Genomic DNA, 18,102 nt, shown 5'->3' with positions numbered 1-18,102 from the left:
CATCCGTTGAAGGGTCATGAGGGGTTCGAGGGGTACCGGCACGTCGACGCCGCCCCGTGCACCCGCGACCGCCACGGTCGAGGACACCGTCGTGGTGCCTGACGGGCGAGCCGACCCGGACGCCGAGTTCGCCGCCTTCGTCCGCGCCGCGTCACCCGAGCTCGGGCGAGCGGCCTGGTACCTGTGCGGCGACCCGGTGCGCGCCGAGGACCTCCTGCAGCACGCCCTGCTGCGCACCTACCTCGCCTGGGGACGCCTGGGCGGCGGCGACCCGGTCGCCTACACCCGTCGCATCCTGACGAACTCACGCATCGACAGCTGGCGCAAGGATCGCCGCGAGACCCTCACGGCTCCCCTCGCGATGCCCGACCCTGCCGCCGACGACGGCTCCGCGGCGCGGGCCGAGCGGGACAGGCTCGGCCACGCACTGCGGGCGCTGCCCACCCAGCAGCGGCGGGTCGTCGTCCTGCGGCACCTGCTGGGGCTGAGCGAGGCGGAGACGGCCGCCGAGCTGGGCGTGTCCCTCGGCACCGTCAAGTCCACCGCGTCCCGCGGGCTCGCACGCCTGCGGGACCTGCTCGCGGAGCCCACGGGTACGGCGACCTCGATCCCCGAGGGGAGCGCACGATGACCGAGCACCCGAGCCCGCCGGCCGACCGGGCCGAGGACCTGCGCAGACGGTTCGAGGAGGTCGCACCGGTGATCCTCGTCGACCCCGACCCGGTCGTCAGGCGCGGACGGCGCCGTCGGGCGACCGCCCGCGCGGCGGCCGGCCTGGGCGTGGTCGCCGTCGTCCTGGCCGTCGTGCTGCTCGTACGGCCCGAGGGCAGAGGCTTCGCTCCCGCGGTCAGCACCCCGCCACCGCCCGAGCAGACCCGACCCGTCGCCGTCCAGGTGGTCCCGGGGGCTGTCGCGCCCGGCGACGTCGTCACGGCCGTGCTCGTGGCCGGCGAGGCGAACGACCTGACCTTCGGTGTCGATGCGGAGGTCGACCGCTGGGACGGCGCCCAGTGGCGACGGGCCGGGTTCGCGCACCTGTGCCTGGTGGAGTGGGAGTGCGTCGGGACAGTGATGGACAGGCTCGACGCCGTCGAGGGCATCGGGCTCGGGGCCGTCCCCGGCACCCCGGCACCTGCCACGGTGCTGAGCACCGAGGGGCTCGCCGACGGCTGGTACCGGCTCGTGCAGCGTGCGGCGCTCGAGAAGGGCGTCGCCGCGGGGGTCTTCGAGGTCCGCACCGGCGCGCCTGCCGCGCCGCCGCTGCCGGCACAGGACGACGTGCGGCTGACCGTCGACCCGGTGCTGGTCCCGCCCGAGGGCGGTCTCGCCCGGGTGGTGACTCAGGTACCCGCAGGAGCCGACGGCACACTCACCGCGGAGGACATCGAGGAGGTCGACACGGGTCTGGACCCGTCCGCCCTCGTCCAGCGGTGGGACGGCAGGCAGTGGCTCGACGTGGTCGACGTGCCCGTCCAGGAGCGCGAGACCGACCTGGGGGTGGAGTGGGGCTCCCCCGTCGCGCTGCCCGCGCTCGAGGAGGGGTCCTACCGGCTGGTCCGCGAGCGCACGGACGCGACGGCGCTCTGGGGGGTGTTCACGGTCCTCACCGGAGCGCCCGCACTGGAGACCCCTGCGACTCCCGCCGCGTCCGGGTGACGCTGCACCCCTCAGGGCCTGCCCAGGCGGGGATCACCACCCTCGATCAGTGGGGCCCCGACCGCGTCGAGGCGTCGGCGCCGGGCGGGACCAGGTGGAAGCTGAGCTCCTGACCGGGGCTGATCTCCCGGATCTCACCCCGGTAGGCGATGGTGATGGGGGTCGAGGTGAACGCCCGGCTGGTCAGGCGCGCCCACTCGTGGTTGATGTCGAGATCCAGGATCTGACGGCGGTAGCGGATGTGCGTGGTCAGGCGCTCGATGTCCCGGGGCAGGTTCGGGTCGAGGTGAAGGATGTTCCCGCGCAGGTCGAGCCCCGTGTAGCAGCGCTGCATGAGGTCGACGGTGCTCGCCATCGCACCGAGGTGGATGCCCTCCCGCGTGGTCCCGCCCTGGAGGTCGTCGATGTCACTGCGCAGTGCCTGACGGAACAGGTCCCCCGACCGTGGCCGGTCGTAGCGCGCCAGGACCCAGGAGTGGACGACCAGGCTCAGCGTCGAGCCGTGCGAGGTGCGTTCGATGTAGTAGTCGATGTTCTTGCGGATGGTGGCGTGGTCCAGGTGGTACCCGAGCCGTTCGAAGATGTGTCCGAGCTCCTCGGCCGAGAAGAGGTAGAAGAGCATGAGGACGTCCGCCTGCTTGGACACCTTGTAGCGGTCCGGGGTGTCGCCGTCGACCTCGAGGACGCGGTCGAGCCGCTGGATGTCGCCATGGCGCGTCCGCACCGCATCCCAGTCGAGCTCGTCGAGGTCCTCGTACCCCTCGAACTGGCTGATGATGCCGTCGTCGTGGAAGGGGACGCGGAGCATGCGACCGATCTCGTCGAAGGACGCCACCTCGTCGTCGTCGAGCCCGATGGTCTCCCTGATCCGGCGGGAACGTTCGTCCGGCAGCAGAGCCATCACGTCGAGCGCCCGCGCCATCGTCCAGGACGCCATGACGTTGGTGTACGCGTTGTTGTCGAGCCCACCCTCACGTGACGGGTCCTTGCCCGGGTAGGCGACGTGGAACTCGTCCGGGCCCATGACCCCGCGGATGTCGTACCGGCCGTCGACCGGGTTGCGGGTCGCGATGCTGGCCCAGAACCGTGCGATCTCCAGGAGCATCTCCGCGCCGTAGTAGTAGAGGAAGTCCTGGTCGTCGGTCGCCTGGTAGTACTGCCACACGTTGTAGGCGACCGCAGCGCCGATGTGGCGCTGGCGGTAGGAGCTGTCGGCGACCCAGCGTCCGGAGAGAGGGTTGAGGTGCAGCTGCTGGCTCTCCTCGCGGCCGGTGCTGCCGCTCTGCCAGGGGAACATCGCGCCCTTGAACCCGGCCGCGCGCGCCGCCAGGCGGGCCTGGGGCATGCGGTGGTAACGGTGCGTGAGGAGCGCCCGGCTGACCGCCGGGATGCGCAGGTTGAGGAAGGGCAGGATGTACAGCTCGTCCCACATGATGTGGGCGCGGTAGGCCTCGCCGTGCCATCCCCGGGGTGGCACGCCCACATCGAGGTCGATCGAGTTGTAGCAGACGGTCTGCAGCAGGTGGAAGATGTGCAGCCTCAGCTGGAGGTTGACCGCCTGGTCCCACCGGGTCAGCGCCTGCAGGTCGCACTCCTCCCACAGGTGCCGCCAGGCGAGCCGGTGCTCGGCCAGCACGTCGTCGAAGCGCCCGAGCCGTCTGACGGCCGCGGTCGCGTCCACGCCGGGCTCCGACGTCGCGGCGTCCCCGGACGCGTACACGGCGACGAGCTTCTCGATCACCACAGGTGAACCCTCGGACACGTGCACGGTGGCGACCTGGGCGACCTCGTCCTCGCCGCGCTCGGTGTGCCGCTCAGGTTCGAGGGGCTGCCCCTCGGCGAAGAACCGCAGCCGCGCCGCCTCCGCGACCTCGCGGCGGGACTGCCGCATCCGGCTCCGCAGCAGGATGACGTCGGCTCCGTCGGAGGCCGTGGTGACCGTCTCCAGGTGGCGCCCGTCGAGCGCGGCGTAGCGCTCGACACCCCCGTTGACCACCGCGCCGTCGAGCGCGGAGCGGACGGTCAGCCAGCCGGACCAGTTCTCCGGCGTCACCTCCACCGTGAGTCCCGCGAGGTGCTTGTCGTGCATGGCGACGATCCGCCGCTCCTCCCACCGCGTGACCCGGCCCTCGACATCCCGCATGCGCACGGTCCGCAGCAGCGTCCCGTGGCGCAGGTCCAGCTCCTGACGATGGGTGAGCAGCTCGACCTGACCGGGACGGATCCAGTCGTCGTCCTCGATGCGGATCCTCAGCACCAGCCAGTTCGGCAGGTTCACCAGGTCCTCGTTCTCGACCTCCCGGCCGGCAACGGTGGTGACCAGCCGGTCGTAGCCGCCGGCCAGGTACGTGCCGGGGTAGTGGACCCCGTCGGCGATGCTGTCCGCCGCGGCGCCACGGGTGACCAGGTACCCGTTGCCGAGGGCGCACAGCGTCTCGCGGCGCCCCTCCTGCTCGGGGTCGAAGCCGTCGTAGACGAAGGACCACTCGGTCATGCCGTCCTCCCTGTGGTCAGGGGCTGGCGAGACGAACGCCCGGTCCCAGCATGGACCCGTGCGGCGACACGTGTCTGCCCATCGGCCGTCCTCCCGCTCGGGGCGGCGATCGCTATCGTTGCTGACGTGACCGACCCCCTGCCCCCGTGCCCCGCGTGCTCGAGCGGGTACACCTACGAGCTGGGTGCCCTGCTCGTGTGCCCCGAGTGCGGGCACGAGTGGGAGGGAGGCGACGAACCCGTGGAGGAGGCCCCGCGAACCGTCGTGAAGGATGCCGTCGGCAACCCGCTGGCCGACGGCGACACGGTGACCGTGGTCACGAGCCTGAAGGTCAAGGGGAACCCGACGCCGATCAAGGCCGGTACCAAGGTCCGCAACATCCGACTGGTCGACGGGGTGGACGGCCACGACATCGACTGCAAGGTCGACGGCTTCGGGGCCATGCAGCTCAAGTCCTCCGTGGTCAAGAAGGTGACGGGCTAACGGGCAGGCACGGACCGAACGGAGGAGGATCAGATGTCCCAGCTCGGCCTGGTGGTCCGGTTCACGCTCAGGCCCGGACGAGCCGAGGCGTTCGACGCGCTGATGCGCGAGACGGTCGCGGGCATCGCCGCGCACGAGCCCCGCACCGTGGTCTACGCCGTGCACGCTCTCGAGGGCGAACCCGACGTCCGTGTCTTCTACGAGCTCTACGCGAGCCAGGAGGCCCTGGACGAGCACGAGTCACAGCCCACGACCAGGCGCTTCCTCGACTCGCTCGACGAGAACGTCACGAGCCTCGAGGTCCAGCGCCTGCACCTGGTGACCGCGACCGGAGTGGCGGACCTCCCGACCGGGTCCGAGCGGCCGGACCCCGTCTGAGGCGGGCGCGACCCATGACCGGTGAGCTGGACGCCGCGACCTTCCAGGCGCGCTTGCGCACCAGGCCAGACCGGGCGCGCTTGCGCACCAGGCCAGACCGGAGCAGCGCGAGGCCTACCGCCGGTACTCCCCCGGCGACGTCGCCGAGGGACGGGGTCGCCGCGCCGCACAGGGTTCACCCGGGCGTCTCGTGCGGGACTCCCCGGACACCCCTGACGGGCAGATCACGCTGATCTGATGCGGGCGTGAAGGTCGCCGTGGTGTCCGAGACGTTTCTGCCCTCGATCAACGGCGTGACGGGTTCGGTGCTTCAGGTGCTGCGCCACCTGAGCCGGACGGGCCACAGCGCGCGGGTGTTCGCGCTGGGCGACCCGCCCCCGGTGTGCGAGGGCTTCGACGTCGTGAACCTGCCCTCCATCGGCGTGCCCGGTCACCGTCACGTCCGGGTCCCGGTGCCCGTTCCCGCCGTCCTGGCAGGCTCCCTGCCCCGCGAGCTCGCGGCCTTCCGGCCCGACGTCCTCCATCTCGCGTCGCCCTTCGCCCTCGGTGGACCCGTGACGCGGGTCGCCGCGTCGCTCGGCATCCCGGTCGTCGCGATCTACCAGACCGACGTCGCCGGTTTCGCCCGCAGGTACGGGCTCACCGCGGCGTCGAGCTCGGCGTGGCGCCACATCCGGTCGGTCCACGAGCGGGCCCGGCTCACGCTCGCGCCCTCGCCGACCGCCGCACACGAGCTCGTGCGCCATGACATCCCTCGCGTCGAGGTCTGGCCGCGCGGCGTGGACACCGCAACCTTCTCACCGGCGCACCGTGACGCCGGCCTGCGGGCCCGGGTCAGCCCCGTCGGCGACGTGCTCGTCGGCTTCGTCGGCAGGCTGGCCGCCGAGAAGCAGGTCGAGGACCTCGACGTGCTCTCGGACCTGCCCGGGGTCCAGGTCGTCGTGATCGGAGACGGGCCGGAGCGGGAGCGGCTCGAGCGGCGCCTGCCCGCAGCGCACTTCACCGGGTCGCTGTCCGGACCGGACCTGTCACGAGCGGTGGCCAGCCTCGACGTCATGGTGCACACCGGCCCGTTCGAGACGTTCTGCCAGGCAGCCCAGGAGGCGATGGCCAGCGCCGTGCCCGTCGTCGCCGTCGGCGCGGGAGGGCTCCGCAACCTCGTGGACCACAGCCGCACCGGCTGGCTCTACCCTCCGGGTGATCTTGCTGCCCTGCGGGCGCACGTCGCCGACCTGGCGGGCGACCAGGCCAAGCGGGTCGCCATGGGCCGCGCTGCTCACCTCGCCGTGCGGGCGCGGACCTGGCCGGTGGTCTGCGACCAGCTGCTGCGCCACTACGAGCGGGCCACCTCCGAGGTCGCGGCCCCGAGGCGTTGAGGACGCTCGGCGACGTACTGCACGAGCGTGGACCGCAGCTGGTGCGTCTGGCCGTCCCGGGTCTCGGTGATCGTCGAGGGGACCAGCTCCCGGCGCAGGACCTGCCACCCCTCGTACTGGACGTCGAGGGCGGCCAGGGCCTGGTCGGAGGTCCACGCGAGCTCGACGAGCGCCGGACGCTCCCGCCCGGCGCAGACCTCGGTCCGGTCGCAGAGCACCCCCAGGACGTGCATCCCGCCGGGCCGGGTCACGGCCTGCATCCGGGACAGCACCTGCGCCACGACCGCACCGCCGGCCAGGTGCTCCAAGGCGGAGAAGATCACCACCAGCCCAGCCGGGGCACGGGGGCGGAACGCCTCGAGGTCGCACCTGGAGGTCGTGACCATCGGGCCCACGCCCGCCCGGGCGGCGTTGGTCCGCAGCCGACGGATCGCGCCGTCGAGCAAGTCCACCGCGACCACCCGGGACCCCACCCCGAGGGCCCTGGCTATCGGGATCGTGTGGCGACCCACCCCCGCTCCCAGGTCGTAGGCGACCATCGACCCCCGGCCCCGCACCAGGTCCAGGCTCCAGGTGACCAGGGGGTGCGGGCGCGCGAGCCACGTGCCGGGCACCCCGAGGTCGGCCTGCGCGTAGAGCTCGTCGTGGTAGCGGACCGTCTCGTGGCGCGCACGCTCGAAGCCGGGTCCGCGCGTGATCCCGGAGCCCGCGGCGACGCTCAGGCTCCCGACCGCGCCCGGCGCTGCTCCCGACGGCTCCCCCACCCGATCGACCCTAGCGAGCCCGGCGGCGCTCGTCCTCGGCCCGGACGCTGGCGGGCCGATGAGTTCCCTGAGGTCCCGGGGTCTGATGTGATGACCGGGTCGGTTGCACCCCGGCAGCATGAGTGACGAAAGGTGCTCGCGACCTGCACCCCCGACGCCGCGCGGCAGGACGAGGACGATGACAGGTGACCTGGACGCCGCGACCTTCCAGGCGCGGTTGTGGGCTCAGGCGCGCCCGGAGCAGCGCGAAGCCTACCGCCGGTACTTCCCCGGCGACGAGTCGTTCATCGGGGTCCGGATGGGCGCGGTGTTCGCCCTCGCGAAGGAGTTCCTGGCGATGCCCCTGACGGAGATCGAGGCGTTGCTCGAGAGTCCCGTCCACGAGGACCGTGCGGGCGCGTGCTCCGTCATGGGCAAGTCCGCGACGCACAAGCGCGTCACCCCTGAGCGGCAGCACGGCCTCTACGACCTGTACCTGCGGCGCCACGACCGCATCGACGACTGGGACCTGGTCGACCTGGCGGCCCACCAGGTGCTCGGCACCTGGCTGCTCGACCGTCCCCGCGACCCGCTCTACGCCCTGGCACGGTCCGACGCCTGGCCGCAGCGCCGCAGCGCGATCGTCGCCACGGCCGCCTTCCTCAAGCACGGACAGGTGGCCGAGACCCTGGCCATCGCCCGCCTGCTCGTCGACGACCCGTACGACCTGGTCCACAAGGGCACCGGCTGGATGCTGCGCTACGCCGGCCAGGTCGACCGGCCGGCGCTGCTGGCCTTCCTCGGCGAGCACACGGCCACCATGCCCCGGGCCATGCTGCGCGCGGCGGTCGAGAAGCTCGAGCCCGATGAGCGAGCCGCATACCTGTCGGCCCACCGCGACAACCAGACCCGCGATCCCTGAGCCGCACGGCAAGGAGCGGACCGCGCTAGGTTCGAAGCACAGCGTCGGCAGGTGCGCGCCGGGACCACGCCGAGGTGGAGGGTACTCATGGACCGTCAGGAGGAACGCGCGACCACCGCGGTCTCGGTGCCGATGAGCTCGGGCGCCGGCATGAGCCCCTCGTTCGGCGTCGCGGCACCCATCGGTGCGGTGAGCCGCAAGGACCGCGAACGCGCCGCCACGACCTCGCTGCAGCAGCAGGGCCCGACCATGCTCCTGCTCCTGACCGCGCTGCCCGGTGGTGCGAGCCTGCAGCGGCGTGACCCTGATGGGAACTGGGAGACTCTCGACACGCGACCAGTGTCACGTCGCGGTCGAACGAGCATCGAGCTGCCCGCGGAGACCTCACCGACGGACACCTTCCGCGTGGTGTTCTCGCCCAAGAACCCGAACATCACGGCGTGGATCTCCCAGGACGTCGTGACCTCGCCCTCCGGCAGCCTCGACGGCTGAGCCCGACGATCACGACTCCTGACGCGCGTACCAGCGGATCGGCCCCTCCTCGTCGGAGGTCGCGCGCACCTGCTGGAAGCCACCCAGCTTGTCCAGGACCCGCAACGAGGCCGCGTTCCACGGGCGGATGGTCGCCCAGATCCGTCGGCGGCCTGTGGCGTAGGCGGCGGTGAGCACCACGCTCGCCGCCTCGGTGGCGTACCCGTTCCCCTGGGCGTCGGGCAGGATCTCGTACGCGATCTCGGGCTCTGCGACCGTGCCGCGGCCGATCACGATCGCGGCGTAGCCGACGGGCGCTCCCCCGTCCCTGGGTCGCAGCACGTAGGCGCCGATGCCACATGCGCTCGTCAGCTCGTGCATCGCCCGTACCCGCGTGCGGGCCTCGGCCGTCGTGACGGTGCCGCCACCCCGTGCGGTGAACAGGTCAGCGAGCCACGGCGCGTCATCGAGCTCTTCGGGCGTCAGGACGAACCGCTCGGTCGCGAGCTCGGTCGGCATCGCGGTGAACGTCACCCCACCAGTCAACTGCCTCGGCAGACGCAGGAGAAGGCCGCCGAGCACCGGTGCCGGCCCGACAGCGGGCCGGCACCGGAGGCCGGTCAGGCGGTCTGCCCCGCGTGCTTGCCCTCGGCGATCTCCTCGACGAGCTTGTCGTTGAAGGCCGGCAGGTCGTCGGGGACCCGGCTGCTGACCAGCCCGGCGTCGACGACGACTTCCTCGTCGACCCAGGTCGCACCCGCGTTGCGCAGGTCCGTCTTCAGGCTCGGGTAGGAGGTGAGCGTCCGGCCACGCACGACGTCGGCGTCCGTGAGGATCCAGCCGCCGTGGCAGATGACGCCCACGGGCTTGTGCTGGGCGAAGACGTCACGCACGAGGGCGACCGCCTTCTCGTCCATGCGGATCTTGTCCCCGTTCGCGACCCCGCCGGGCAGCACGAGCGCGTCGAGGTCCGCAGCGCTGACGTCAGCGGTGGTGCGGTCGACCTGCGCCTCGTGCCCGTTCTTGCCGCTGATCGTGCCGGTCTCGGTCGAGACGAGCACCGCGGTCGCGCCGTGATCGGTCACGGCCTGCCACGGGCTGGTGAGCTCGCTGTCCTCGAAGCCGTTCGTGGCGAGGAACGCGACGGTCTTGCCGGTGAGGTGTGCCATGCGGGTGCCTCCTGTCGAAGGATGTGCGGTCCTTTTCGACGGTATGTCGACTCGCGCCGCGCGGCACCCGCACGGACCGAGGCCTCAGGGGACATCGGCGGTCGAGGCTCGTGGTCGAACGCGTGTGACACGGCATGTCCTGGAGGCCAGGGAGAGCGTCCACGTGCTCCCCATGAGCGCGACGGCGGCGGCGGCGCCGAACATCCACGGGAGGCCGACGCTCTGGGCCACCACGCCGAGGAGGATCGGTCCGGCACCGATCCCGAGGTCGAGGAACGCGCTCATGGTCCCGGAGGCGGCGCCGCGCTCGCTCGGCTCGACCGTGGCGAACACCGCGGAGAAGAACGCCGGGGTGCTGAACGAGACGCCCACGGCCATCACGGCAGTCCCGGCCGTCATTCCCGCTGGGGTCTGCCAGATCGCCATGAGGGTCAGGCCTGTCGCGATCGCGACCAGTGCCGCGGCTCCCAGGGGCAGGGACGGCAGTCGGTCGGGGACCTTGGCGAAAGCGATGCGGCACGTCACCACGACCGAGCCGTACACGAGCAGCGGGACGCTCGTGCTGCCGAGCCCGATGGCAGCGGCGTGCAGCGAGGCGAAGGCGAGGAACCCTCCCATCGCGAAGACCGAGGCGAAGAAGCCCAGCGAGGGCGGGAGCGCCTTGCGGAGAAGGAGGGGCGGCCTCGCGCCGTCCTCGGCGCGACGCGGTGACCGGGTCTCACCGATGCGGGCCACCACGGCAGCGGCGACCAGCGCCAGTGCCGCGGCTCCCCACCAGGCAGCGGTGAAGCCCACCGTGGTCACGATGATCTCCCCGAGCGGGGGCCCGAGGGCCAGGCGCAGGTACAGCCCGAGCGAGTTGTAGCTGAGCGCCTCACCCAGCCGGCTCGCGGGCGCCAGGTCGGCGAGGGCCGCGAACGAGGCGACCAGGAACGCGGCCTCCGCGACACCCAGGAGCATCCGGAGCACGACGACGAGCGCCAGGGTGTCGACGTGGGCGGTCAGGGCCATGGACAGCGCGCACAGCAGGGCGCCACCCACGAGGAGCGGTCGACGTCCGCCGGTGTCGCTGAGGCGCCCCGCCCAGGGACGCAGCACGAGTGCTGTGACGGCGAACGCCCCGAACGCCAGACCTGCGCCTGCCTTGTCTGATCCCACGGGTCCGGTGACGTAGAAGGGCAGGGCGTAGATGGCGACGCCTTCGGCCGTGAAGTACGCGAGGTCGCCGAGCGTCAGCAGGACGAACGGACGGGTCAGCAGCCGTTCCGGCGCGGCGTCGGGAGCCGGGGCGAGGGAGGTGCGACGTGTGGACATGGAGCAAGGCTCGTCCGCGGCCGATCCCGCCACATGGGTAGGGCTACCAGTGTTTGTCGACCAGTCCGTGCTCCATGGCGAAGAGCGCCGCGCCGGCCCGGGAGGCGACCCCGATCCTGGTGTAGATGTCCTGGACGTGGTGCTCGGCGGTCCGGGGGGAGATCGTGAGGCGATCGGCGATCTCGCGGTTGGACATCCCCGCCGAGACCAGGCGGAGCACCTCGACCTGCCGCGAGGTGAGCCCTCCCGGGAGCGCTCGTCGCCCCCCACGCCCGCGGCCGACGGCGCTCAGCACACCGGCCACGGCGTCGCCGTCCAGGCCCCCCGCCCTGGCCTCGTCCGTGATCCTCTCGGCCGCCCGGTCGCCGTCCAGGGCAGGCTGGTCGGGTCGACCCTCGACGAGGCAGCGGTAGGCGTCCGCCACCCCCAGCACGCGAGACGCGAGGGTGAGCTGTGCCGCCCCGAGCCCCCGGTGGTAGCCGCTGCCGTCGCAGCGCTCGTGATGCTGCCCGGCCAGCCGCGCGGCGTCGGCGAGGGCAGGGATCCTCGCGAGGATCCGTTCGCTGTAGTAGGGGTGGAGCCGTGCCTGGTCACGCTCGGTCTGGCTCGGGGTGGCCTTGTCCCAGATGCGGCTGGATACCCCGATCCGTCCGAGGTCGTGCAGGTGACCGGCGATCCGCACGGTCGAGACCTGGTCGTCCAGTCCCATGGCGTGGGCCGCCGTCGCGGCCAGCTCGGCCACCCCGGCCGAGTGGCCGTGCAACCAGGGGCTCTTCAGGTCCACGAGGTGGCCGAAGGTCCGCGCGACCGCCTCGGTCTCCGCGTCGTCGACGAAGGGGACCGGATCCGGTTCCGAGTCCAGCACGGATCGGTAGGCGTCGACCTCGTCGAGCCCCTCGAGCATCTCCCGAGGGCGGCGCAGGAACACGTCGGCGAGGTCGGGGTCGAGGTACTCCCCCGCCCGGTGGCGCACCTGGGCGACCGCCTCGTCCTGGTCCGCGTGCAGCGCGAACAGGACCGCGACCGCCGCGACCTGCATGACCCGGGTGCTGGTGGGGATGTCCGTCCCTCTCGACGGCGGGAAGCCCTTGCCGTTCCACATCGTCATGGTGTGCAGGAGACCCTCCTGCACGGTCGGGGGGAGCCCGAGCTGCCTGGAGGCGTCCCGGGCGACCTCGCAGGTCGCCCGGGCACCCTCGAGGTCGACCTTCCTGCCGGCCGACAGGGTGGTCGCCAGGACGCGCAGCCGGGAGGTCCCGGTGGCTTCCGCCACACCGGGCACCCACCGCCGCCACACCTGGGTCGATGCGGTGAGGTCGGTCAGGAAGGCCAGCCGCACCACCGCGACGTCATCGCCCCACAGTGCTGCGCTCTCGTGCGAGTACGCCGTGCAGCCGAGGTGCTGGAGGAGGGAGGTGTAGATCACGTCGCTGATGACGGCCTCGTCGCAGCCGGCGGCGCGCGCGAGCCTCGTCGCGACCAGGGCCCTCGTGAGCGACTCCTCGGGGGGCGCGCCCGTACCCAGGTCGGTCGCGACGGACAGGCCGCCGAGGAGCTCCAGCAAGCGGAACACCTGACCACTGTGACACAGCGGCTGCGCCCTGGGCGTCGCGGAGCCGACCCGAGGACACTGCTTTAGCTATTGACACTAGCCACAGCGGAATGCAAGATAGCCACATGACCTCACGCCCCGCAGTCCCGGTCCCGACCACCCAGTACCTCGCCCGCCCCGAGGGGAGGATCGCCTACGACGTCCGCGGTACCGGGCCGCTCCTGGTGCTCGTCCCCGGCATGGGCGACCTCCGGTCGTCGTACCGTTTCCTGGCCCCCGCGCTCGTCGAGGCCGGGTACCGGGTCGCGACCACCGACCTGCGCGGCCACGGCGACAGCGACCCCACCTTCTCCGCCTACGGCGACGTCGAGACAGCCTCCGACATCAGTGCCCTGATCACCGAGCTCGGCGGATCGGCCGTCGTCGTCGGCAACTCGCTGGCCGCCGGAGCCGGGGTCATCCTCGCGGCCGACCACCCCACGCAGGTCGACGGCCTGGTGCTGGTCGGCCCCTTCGTCCGCAACCCTCCGACCAGCGCGCTGATGATGGCCCTGTTCCGGACGATGATGGCGCCCCTGTGGGTGGCCACCATGTGGAAGGGCTACCTGCCCACGCTCTACGCCGGGAAGAAGCCCACCGACTTCGACGAGTACCGTGCGTCCGTGATCGCGAGCCTGCGCCGACCCGGGTACGGCACGGCGTTCTCGCTCACCACGAGGCAGACCGACCACGCCCCCGCGCAGGCGCGGCTCGGTGCCGTGAGCACCCCCGTCCTGGTGGTCATGGGCGAGCGCGACCCGGACTTCAAGGACCCCGCCGCCGAGGCCCGCTGGATCGCCGAGACCCTGAACGGCGAGACGGTGATGGTCGCCGAGGCCGGCCACTACCCCCAGTCCCAGCAGCCCGAGACCACCACCGCTGCCGTGCTGGACTTCCTGGGCAGGACCGTCCACCGTGCCTAGGGCCGGCCTGACCCGCGAGAACGTGGTCGACGCGGCGGCCGTGATGGCCGACGAGGTCGGTCTGAGCCGGCTCACCCTCGCAGCCCTCGCCACGCGCCTCGGCGTCCGCCAGCCCTCGCTCTACAAGCACATCGACTCGCTGGCCGGCCTGCACCGCAGCATCTCGATCCAGGCCAAGCGCGAGCTGGGCACCGTGCTCGCACGAGCCGCGGTCGGCCGCTCGGGAGATGACGCCATCCGCGCGATGTCCCACGCCTACCGGGGCTGGGCGCTGCTGCATCCCGCCCGGTACGAGGCCTCCCACGCGATGCCGGCACCCGGCGACCTCGAGAGCGAGGCCACGTCCCTCGCGGCCGTCCAGGTGATCGCCGACGTCCTGGCGGCCTACGAGCTCGAGGGCGACGACGCGATCGACGTCATCCGCGCGTTCCGCTCGACCCTGCACGGGTTCGTCTCGCTCGAGGCCCAGGGCGGTTTCGCCCTCAGCGCCGACATCGACCGTAGCTTCGAGCGGCTCGTCGAGGGCTTCATCCTCACGCTCGACCGATGGACCGATGTCGACCTTCCCGAGATGACCCGCTCCACCGGCGTCGACCCCGCCTGACCCTGGGTCTCCGCACGGCCCCGCTCAGGACCCGTGCGACCCGCCGTGGTGCTGCCGTGCGATGAGTTCGACCGCGCCCGGAGGTCTACCTCACGACACCAGGACGACCACACCTCGGGAGCCGGCATGGGCCTTGTCCACATCGAGCTGTTCGCGACCCTCGACCTCGTCGGGCAGTCGCCAGGCCGTCCCGACGAGGACCCTCTGGGCTTCCCGTTCGGCGGGTGGCAGGCGCCCCTGCTCGACGACGTCGCCGGCGCGCAGATCCGTTCCGCGTACGAAGGCACCGACGCCCTGCTGCTCGGCCGCCGCACGCACGACATCTTCTCGGCCTACTGGCCGCACCAGGACGGTGACGCCAGCTGGATCGCCCGGCTCTTCAACGGCATCCCGAAGTACGTGGCGTCGCGCGGCAGGCCCGACCTCTCGTGGGAGGGGTCCACGCAGCTCGGTCCGGACCTGGCGGGCGCGGTCCACGAGATCCGTGACCGGCACGAGCACGTCAAGGTCGTCGGGAGCCTGAACCTGGTGCAGTCCCTGCTCCGCGAGCAGCTGTTCGACCGCCTCGACCTCTGGGTGCACCCGATCGTCCTCGGCGTCGGGAAGAAGGTGTTCGACGGCGGCGCGGTACCCACCAACCTCACGCTCCTCGAGCCCCCGGCCGCCGGCCCGCAGGGCACCGTCCACCTGCGCTACGCGCGCGGCGAGGGCGCACCCCGCACGGGAGACATGAGCGAGCCCGATCACGGGGCCGCACACGACGGCTGAGGTGGCAGGACGCGGTCGGTGCGACCCCACGTCGCCCTCGCCGGCATGGCCGCCTCCGCCACGCAGGCTCACCGTGCTGCGTCGGGGACGATGATGCCTGCTGCGGGCTCACCGCGGCCTGACGTGCCAGAACTGCCAGCCCTCGGGCGCCGGCCCCCACTCGGGTTCAGGGGCGAAGCCCGGTCCCGGGCGCCAGCCGGAGGGCGGGGCGGGCCACGAGGGCGGCACGTGGAACTCGGCCGTGAACGCCGCGGGGATCGTCCCGGCGGGCCACGCCACCGCGTGCCGGGCGACCTCCTCGTTGACGACGTGCTGCACCAGGGCGCCGGCGACCGCCACGCTGGCCAGCAGGAGGAACATGCCGATCACGAGCAGCTCGGCCATCAATGCCTCGCCCGCAAGCCCCGGGTCCTCGGCGACGGTGGCCGCCGCTTCGAGGCCGATACCCACGACCACCGTGAGGAGTATGGACAGGACCCAGAGCCCCGCGAGCGCCCGGGCAACGCCGAGCACACGACCCCTGACCACGCCTGCGACCACGGCTCGCCGGGTGACGACGGCGACGACGAGCGGGAGGGCGGCGAACGACGCCACCACGGCCCCGTACCCGACCAGCGGTCGACGACGGAGGGAAGGATCGACGGACTGCGCGCTGACCTCCTTCGCGGTGGCCACCGCCTGGCTCCGCAGGCGCACGAGGATCGCCATGCACACCGTCGAGGGCAGGAGCCAGAACGGGAGGAACGCCTCCCAGGCGGCGAAGAGGACCACCTGGGCCACCACCACCAGAGCCAGCACCTCGAGCGGCGACCTGCGGTCCACCACCCTGGCCGTCGCCGGCAGGACGAGCACCTGAGGCACCGCGTCCGGCGACGGGCCACGCCGCGCCCGAGCAGCCTGGACCAACCACCAGAAGCGGGCGGCCGGGAGCAGCACCACGTAGGCGAGGATGAACAGCCCGCTGGGAGTCAGGACCACCTCGAGGTCCACCGCGACCGCCGCCGCGATCACACCCGCGACGAGGGCGACCGCCAGCAGGCTCACGCCCAGGTCCAGCATCGGCTCCCTGGGTGCCACGCACCCGGCGCGGCGGAAGACGTCCCGCTCGTGGGCGTACACGCCGGTGGAGCGCGGCACGTGCCACGTCGACGTCGTGCGCGCCAGGCGGACGGGCGGCTCGTCGCACAGGTTGAAGAGCATCCGCTTGACGCGGAACACCGCAGACATCGACCGCAGGACGAGATACGTCGCGAGAACGACGAACCCCAGCAGGATGAGGGCATCCGCGAGCTCGACACCCTCCCAGTCCGTCAGGACCACCGCGGCGTCGCTCAGGTTCACCGACGCGAAGCTGCCCACGATGGTGATCACGCGGGCGAGGACCTCGACACCTCCCGCGGAGTCGGGAGGCCCGGCGGCGCCGAAGAGCACGAACACCCCCCGCAGCGCCTCCGAGCCCAGCACGGCGGCGAGCGCACGGGTGATGACCAGTCCGGCGAGAGCTGAGACCAGGACGATGGCCTTCCAGGGGACCGGAGGGAGCCCGGCGCGGAAGTCGGCCAGCACCTGGCGCTCGTGGAGCCCCTGGGCGTCGAGCTCGCCGAGCGCGGCCCTGCGGGCGTAGGAGCGGGACAGCGCATCGACCGAACGGGTCACGTGCCGCACCACCATCCACCTCAGCCCGAGGGTCGGGTGCGGAAGGCGGACCCACCGCGCCCACGGCGAGGACGTCGGCGGGCGGGTGCGGATCCAGAGGAGCCCCCGGCACTCCTCGCCGGCCCGTAGCACGCTGGCGTAGCCGGCGAGCAGGTCGTGGAGCGCGGCGCCCCCGTGCGTGGACCGACGGGCGGGGTCGGGCATGGACGCCTCGGACTCCACCGGACCGGGGGCGCTCGCGGACCCCGGAGCCTTGCGGGCTTCGAGGATCATCGCGCCCCCAGTGCGTCGGACGACGTCCATGCCGACGCTAATCCTCGCCGCTGACCCGGTCCAGGGCCGCGACCCACCCGGCCGCGCTGCTACCGTCCGGCGGGTGCCTGCCGAGGAGTACCTGGACGTCAACCGCTCGAACTGGGACAGCCGCGCGTCGGTCCATGCGGAGGGCTACGGGATCGACGGGCTGCTCGCCGACCCGGCCCAGCTGTCGAGCGTCGTCGAGTTCGACCGTCCACGCCTGGGGGACGTCACCGGTCTGGACGTCGTCCACCTGCAGTGCCACATCGGCACCGACACCCTGAGCCTGGCGCGGCTGGGCGCGCGCGTGACGGGTGTGGACCTGTCGGGCGCGTCGCTCGACGAGGCGCGGAGCCTGGCGCAGCGCGCGGGCGCGGACATCGAGTACGTCCGGTCCGACGTGTACGCGGCACCCGACGCGCTCGAGGGCCGGCGCTTCGACCTCGTCTACACCGGGATCGGCGCCATCTGCTGGCTGCCGGACATCCGCCGCTGGGCGCGGACGGTCGCCGACCTGCTGCGCCCGGGCGGGCGCCTGTTCATCCGCGACGGCCACCCGGTGCTGCTGTCCACGCTCGCGATGACGGTGGGCGCCGAGCACGTCGACCGCCAGCAGCAGCAGTGGATCACCGGCCCGGGAGGCCTGACCCCCGCACTCGAGCTCCCGTACTTCGAGCAGCCCGACCCGCTGGTCTGGGACGACGAGTACAGCTACGCGGGTGTCGACAAGGTCGCCCAGCCCCGTTCGATGGAGTGGAACCACGGCCTCGGCGAGATCGTCACCGCGCTCCTGGACGCGGACCTCGAGCTGACCTCGCTGACCGAGCACGACAGCGCCCCCTGGGACGCCCTTCCCGGACTGATGGTCCTGGACGAGGAGGTCGGCGAGTACCGGCTGCGCGAGCGCCCCGAACGCCTCCCGGCGACGTTCACGCTGACCGCCCGGCGACGCTGAACGTCCGCGCGACACCCAGCGCGCCCCCGACGGGCCCGCACGCGCCTCAGGTGCTCACCCCACCGACGGCGTAGGCGGTTCCGGTCACGTCGCCGGGGTGTGCGACGAGCCGCAGGCGTGCCTCCTGCAGCCGGGCGAGGTCCTCGACCCGGACCGGCTCGGCGTACCGCTCCCTGATCCACCGCACCACATGACGCACCCGGTTGAGGCCGCTGTCAGCGAGGCCCAGCTGCCGCACGGTCGCTCCCTGGTCGCCCGACATGACCAACCAGAGCATCTCCCGCTCATCAGCTCGGCCACCA

19 protein-coding genes are annotated in these 18,102 nt (G+C 72.4%); 11 read left to right on the top strand and 8 right to left on the bottom strand.

Features of this window, described 5'->3' with window-relative positions:
* The first annotated feature begins 16 nt into the window (after positions 1 to 16).
* Together M1R94_RS09005 and M1R94_RS09000 are read left to right on the top strand one after the other, a co-directional pair.
* Positions 17 to 631, top strand: a complete 615-nt coding sequence (locus M1R94_RS09005) for a SigE family RNA polymerase sigma factor (protein ID WP_249381355.1) — start codon at positions 17 to 19, stop codon at positions 629 to 631.
* The gene (locus M1R94_RS09000; RefSeq protein ID WP_249381354.1) at positions 628 to 1,656 is read left to right on the top strand and encodes a hypothetical protein; all 1,029 of its coding nucleotides are present in this window, start codon (positions 628 to 630) and stop codon (positions 1,654 to 1,656) included. Before M1R94_RS09005 ends, M1R94_RS09000 begins: the two co-directional genes overlap by 4 nt.
* Positions 1,657 to 1,702: 46 nt before the next feature.
* Here the strand turns inward: M1R94_RS09000 and M1R94_RS08995 are convergent, their stop codons facing one another.
* Positions 1,703 to 4,150: a glycoside hydrolase family 65 protein gene (locus M1R94_RS08995; protein WP_249381353.1), complete on the bottom strand. Its 2,448-nt coding sequence runs from the start codon at positions 4,148 to 4,150 to the stop codon at positions 1,703 to 1,705.
* A gap of 126 nt (positions 4,151 to 4,276) precedes the next feature.
* On the opposite strand from M1R94_RS08995, the gene M1R94_RS08990 reads away from it, so the two are divergent.
* From M1R94_RS08990 to M1R94_RS08980, 3 genes are all read left to right on the top strand, one after another.
* Entirely contained in the window at positions 4,277 to 4,633 is a 357-nt protein-coding gene (locus M1R94_RS08990; protein ID WP_249381352.1) for a zinc ribbon domain-containing protein YjdM, read from the top strand.
* 33 nt (positions 4,634 to 4,666) lie between these two features.
* Positions 4,667 to 5,011 carry a putative quinol monooxygenase gene (locus M1R94_RS08985; protein WP_249381351.1) on the top strand — a complete coding sequence of 115 codons (345 nt, stop codon included), beginning with the start codon at positions 4,667 to 4,669 and terminating at the stop codon, positions 5,009 to 5,011.
* Positions 5,012 to 5,271: 260 nt separating this feature from the next.
* Positions 5,272 to 6,387 carry a glycosyltransferase family 4 protein gene (locus tag M1R94_RS08980; protein ID WP_308199896.1) on the top strand — a complete coding sequence of 372 codons (1,116 nt, stop codon included), beginning with the start codon at positions 5,272 to 5,274 and terminating at the stop codon, positions 6,385 to 6,387.
* Here M1R94_RS08980 and M1R94_RS08975 read toward each other — a convergent pair.
* Positions 6,345 to 7,151, bottom strand: a complete 807-nt coding sequence (locus M1R94_RS08975) for a class I SAM-dependent methyltransferase (RefSeq protein WP_249381350.1) — start codon at positions 7,149 to 7,151, stop codon at positions 6,345 to 6,347. The genes M1R94_RS08980 and M1R94_RS08975 overlap by 43 nt on opposite strands.
* A 178-nt stretch (positions 7,152 to 7,329) precedes the next feature.
* Here M1R94_RS08975 and M1R94_RS08970 point away from each other — a divergent pair, with 178 nt between their 5' ends.
* Positions 7,330 to 8,052 carry a DNA alkylation repair protein gene (locus tag M1R94_RS08970; RefSeq protein ID WP_249381349.1) on the top strand — a complete coding sequence of 241 codons (723 nt, stop codon included), beginning with the start codon at positions 7,330 to 7,332 and terminating at the stop codon, positions 8,050 to 8,052.
* Positions 8,053 to 8,139: 87 nt separating this feature from the next.
* Entirely contained in the window at positions 8,140 to 8,544 is a 405-nt protein-coding gene (locus M1R94_RS08965; RefSeq protein ID WP_249381348.1) for a hypothetical protein, read from the top strand.
* 9 nt (positions 8,545 to 8,553) lie between these two features.
* Here the strand turns inward: M1R94_RS08965 and M1R94_RS08960 are convergent, their stop codons facing one another.
* The 4 genes from M1R94_RS08960 to M1R94_RS08945 all read right to left on the bottom strand — a co-directional run bounded on the left by M1R94_RS08960 (position 8,554) and on the right by M1R94_RS08945 (position 12,579).
* Positions 8,554 to 9,057: a GNAT family N-acetyltransferase gene (locus tag M1R94_RS08960; protein ID WP_249381347.1), complete on the bottom strand. Its 504-nt coding sequence runs from the start codon at positions 9,055 to 9,057 to the stop codon at positions 8,554 to 8,556.
* 86 nt (positions 9,058 to 9,143) lie between these two features.
* Positions 9,144 to 9,692 (bottom strand): type 1 glutamine amidotransferase domain-containing protein, encoded by a 549-nt coding sequence (locus M1R94_RS08955; RefSeq protein WP_249381346.1) that lies wholly within the window; start codon positions 9,690 to 9,692, stop codon positions 9,144 to 9,146.
* Positions 9,693 to 9,776: 84 nt separating this feature from the next.
* Entirely contained in the window at positions 9,777 to 11,006 is a 1,230-nt protein-coding gene (locus tag M1R94_RS08950; protein WP_249381345.1) for an MFS transporter, read from the bottom strand.
* A gap of 43 nt (positions 11,007 to 11,049) precedes the next feature.
* Complete coding sequence (locus M1R94_RS08945; RefSeq protein WP_249381344.1) at positions 11,050 to 12,579, bottom strand: HD domain-containing phosphohydrolase; 1,530 nt, start codon at positions 12,577 to 12,579, stop codon at positions 11,050 to 11,052.
* Positions 12,580 to 12,683: 104 nt separating this feature from the next.
* On the opposite strand from M1R94_RS08945, the gene M1R94_RS08940 reads away from it, so the two are divergent.
* From M1R94_RS08940 to M1R94_RS08930, 3 genes are all read left to right on the top strand, one after another.
* The gene (locus M1R94_RS08940; protein WP_249381343.1) at positions 12,684 to 13,520 is read left to right on the top strand and encodes an alpha/beta fold hydrolase; all 837 of its coding nucleotides are present in this window, start codon (positions 12,684 to 12,686) and stop codon (positions 13,518 to 13,520) included.
* Entirely contained in the window at positions 13,513 to 14,124 is a 612-nt protein-coding gene (locus M1R94_RS08935) for a TetR/AcrR family transcriptional regulator (protein WP_249381342.1), read from the top strand. Before M1R94_RS08940 ends, M1R94_RS08935 begins: the two co-directional genes overlap by 8 nt.
* 126 nt (positions 14,125 to 14,250) lie before the next feature.
* A complete protein-coding gene (locus M1R94_RS08930) occupies positions 14,251 to 14,892 on the top strand; it encodes a dihydrofolate reductase family protein (protein WP_249381341.1) in 642 nt (213 codons plus the stop codon).
* Positions 14,893 to 15,000: 108 nt separating this feature from the next.
* Here the strand turns inward: M1R94_RS08930 and M1R94_RS08925 are convergent, their stop codons facing one another.
* On the bottom strand, positions 15,001 to 16,851 hold the full coding sequence (locus M1R94_RS08925) for a hypothetical protein (RefSeq protein ID WP_249381340.1): 1,851 nt from the start codon (positions 16,849 to 16,851) through the stop codon (positions 15,001 to 15,003).
* 73 nt (positions 16,852 to 16,924) lie between these two features.
* Here M1R94_RS08925 and M1R94_RS08920 point away from each other — a divergent pair, with 73 nt between their 5' ends.
* Positions 16,925 to 17,800, top strand: a complete 876-nt coding sequence (locus M1R94_RS08920; RefSeq protein ID WP_249381339.1) for a class I SAM-dependent methyltransferase — start codon at positions 16,925 to 16,927, stop codon at positions 17,798 to 17,800.
* Between the two features lie 46 nt (positions 17,801 to 17,846).
* On the opposite strand, the gene M1R94_RS08915 is transcribed toward M1R94_RS08920, so the two are convergent.
* The gene (locus tag M1R94_RS08915) at positions 17,847 to 18,077 is read right to left on the bottom strand and encodes an Atg1 family protein (protein WP_249381338.1); all 231 of its coding nucleotides are present in this window, start codon (positions 18,075 to 18,077) and stop codon (positions 17,847 to 17,849) included.
* Positions 18,078 to 18,102 lie beyond the last annotated feature (25 nt).

The sequence above is a fragment of the Actinotalea alkalitolerans genome (assembly GCF_023369855.1).
In the GTDB taxonomy this organism is placed as follows: Bacteria; Actinomycetota; Actinomycetes; order Actinomycetales; family Cellulomonadaceae; genus Actinotalea.
Note: the sequence above shows the minus strand (reverse complement) of the source record. Positions and strands in the feature narration are given on the sequence as shown.

Bases quoted from the DNA above. Each gene is read 5' to 3' on its own strand.
- M1R94_RS09005 (WP_249381355.1), top strand. From the start codon at position 17: ATGAGGGGTTCGAGGGGTACCGGCACGTCGACGCCGCCCCGTGCACCC.
- M1R94_RS09000 (WP_249381354.1), top strand. From the start codon at position 628: ATGACCGAGCACCCGAGCCCGCCGGCCGACCGGGCCGAGGACCTGCGC.
- M1R94_RS08995 (WP_249381353.1), bottom strand. From the start codon at position 4,150: ATGACCGAGTGGTCCTTCGTCTACGACGGCTTCGACCCCGAGCAGGAG.
- M1R94_RS08985 (WP_249381351.1), top strand. From the start codon at position 4,667: ATGTCCCAGCTCGGCCTGGTGGTCCGGTTCACGCTCAGGCCCGGACGA.
- M1R94_RS08970 (WP_249381349.1), top strand. From the start codon at position 7,330: ATGACAGGTGACCTGGACGCCGCGACCTTCCAGGCGCGGTTGTGGGCT.
- M1R94_RS08965 (WP_249381348.1), top strand. From the start codon at position 8,140: ATGGACCGTCAGGAGGAACGCGCGACCACCGCGGTCTCGGTGCCGATG.
- M1R94_RS08955 (WP_249381346.1), bottom strand. From the start codon at position 9,692: ATGGCACACCTCACCGGCAAGACCGTCGCGTTCCTCGCCACGAACGGC.
- M1R94_RS08950 (WP_249381345.1), bottom strand. From the start codon at position 11,006: ATGTCCACACGTCGCACCTCCCTCGCCCCGGCTCCCGACGCCGCGCCG.
- M1R94_RS08940 (WP_249381343.1), top strand. From the start codon at position 12,684: ATGACCTCACGCCCCGCAGTCCCGGTCCCGACCACCCAGTACCTCGCC.
- M1R94_RS08930 (WP_249381341.1), top strand. From the start codon at position 14,251: ATGGGCCTTGTCCACATCGAGCTGTTCGCGACCCTCGACCTCGTCGGG.
- M1R94_RS08925 (WP_249381340.1), bottom strand. From the start codon at position 16,851: ATGGACGTCGTCCGACGCACTGGGGGCGCGATGATCCTCGAAGCCCGC.
- M1R94_RS08915 (WP_249381338.1), bottom strand. From the start codon at position 18,077: ATGCTCTGGTTGGTCATGTCGGGCGACCAGGGAGCGACCGTGCGGCAG.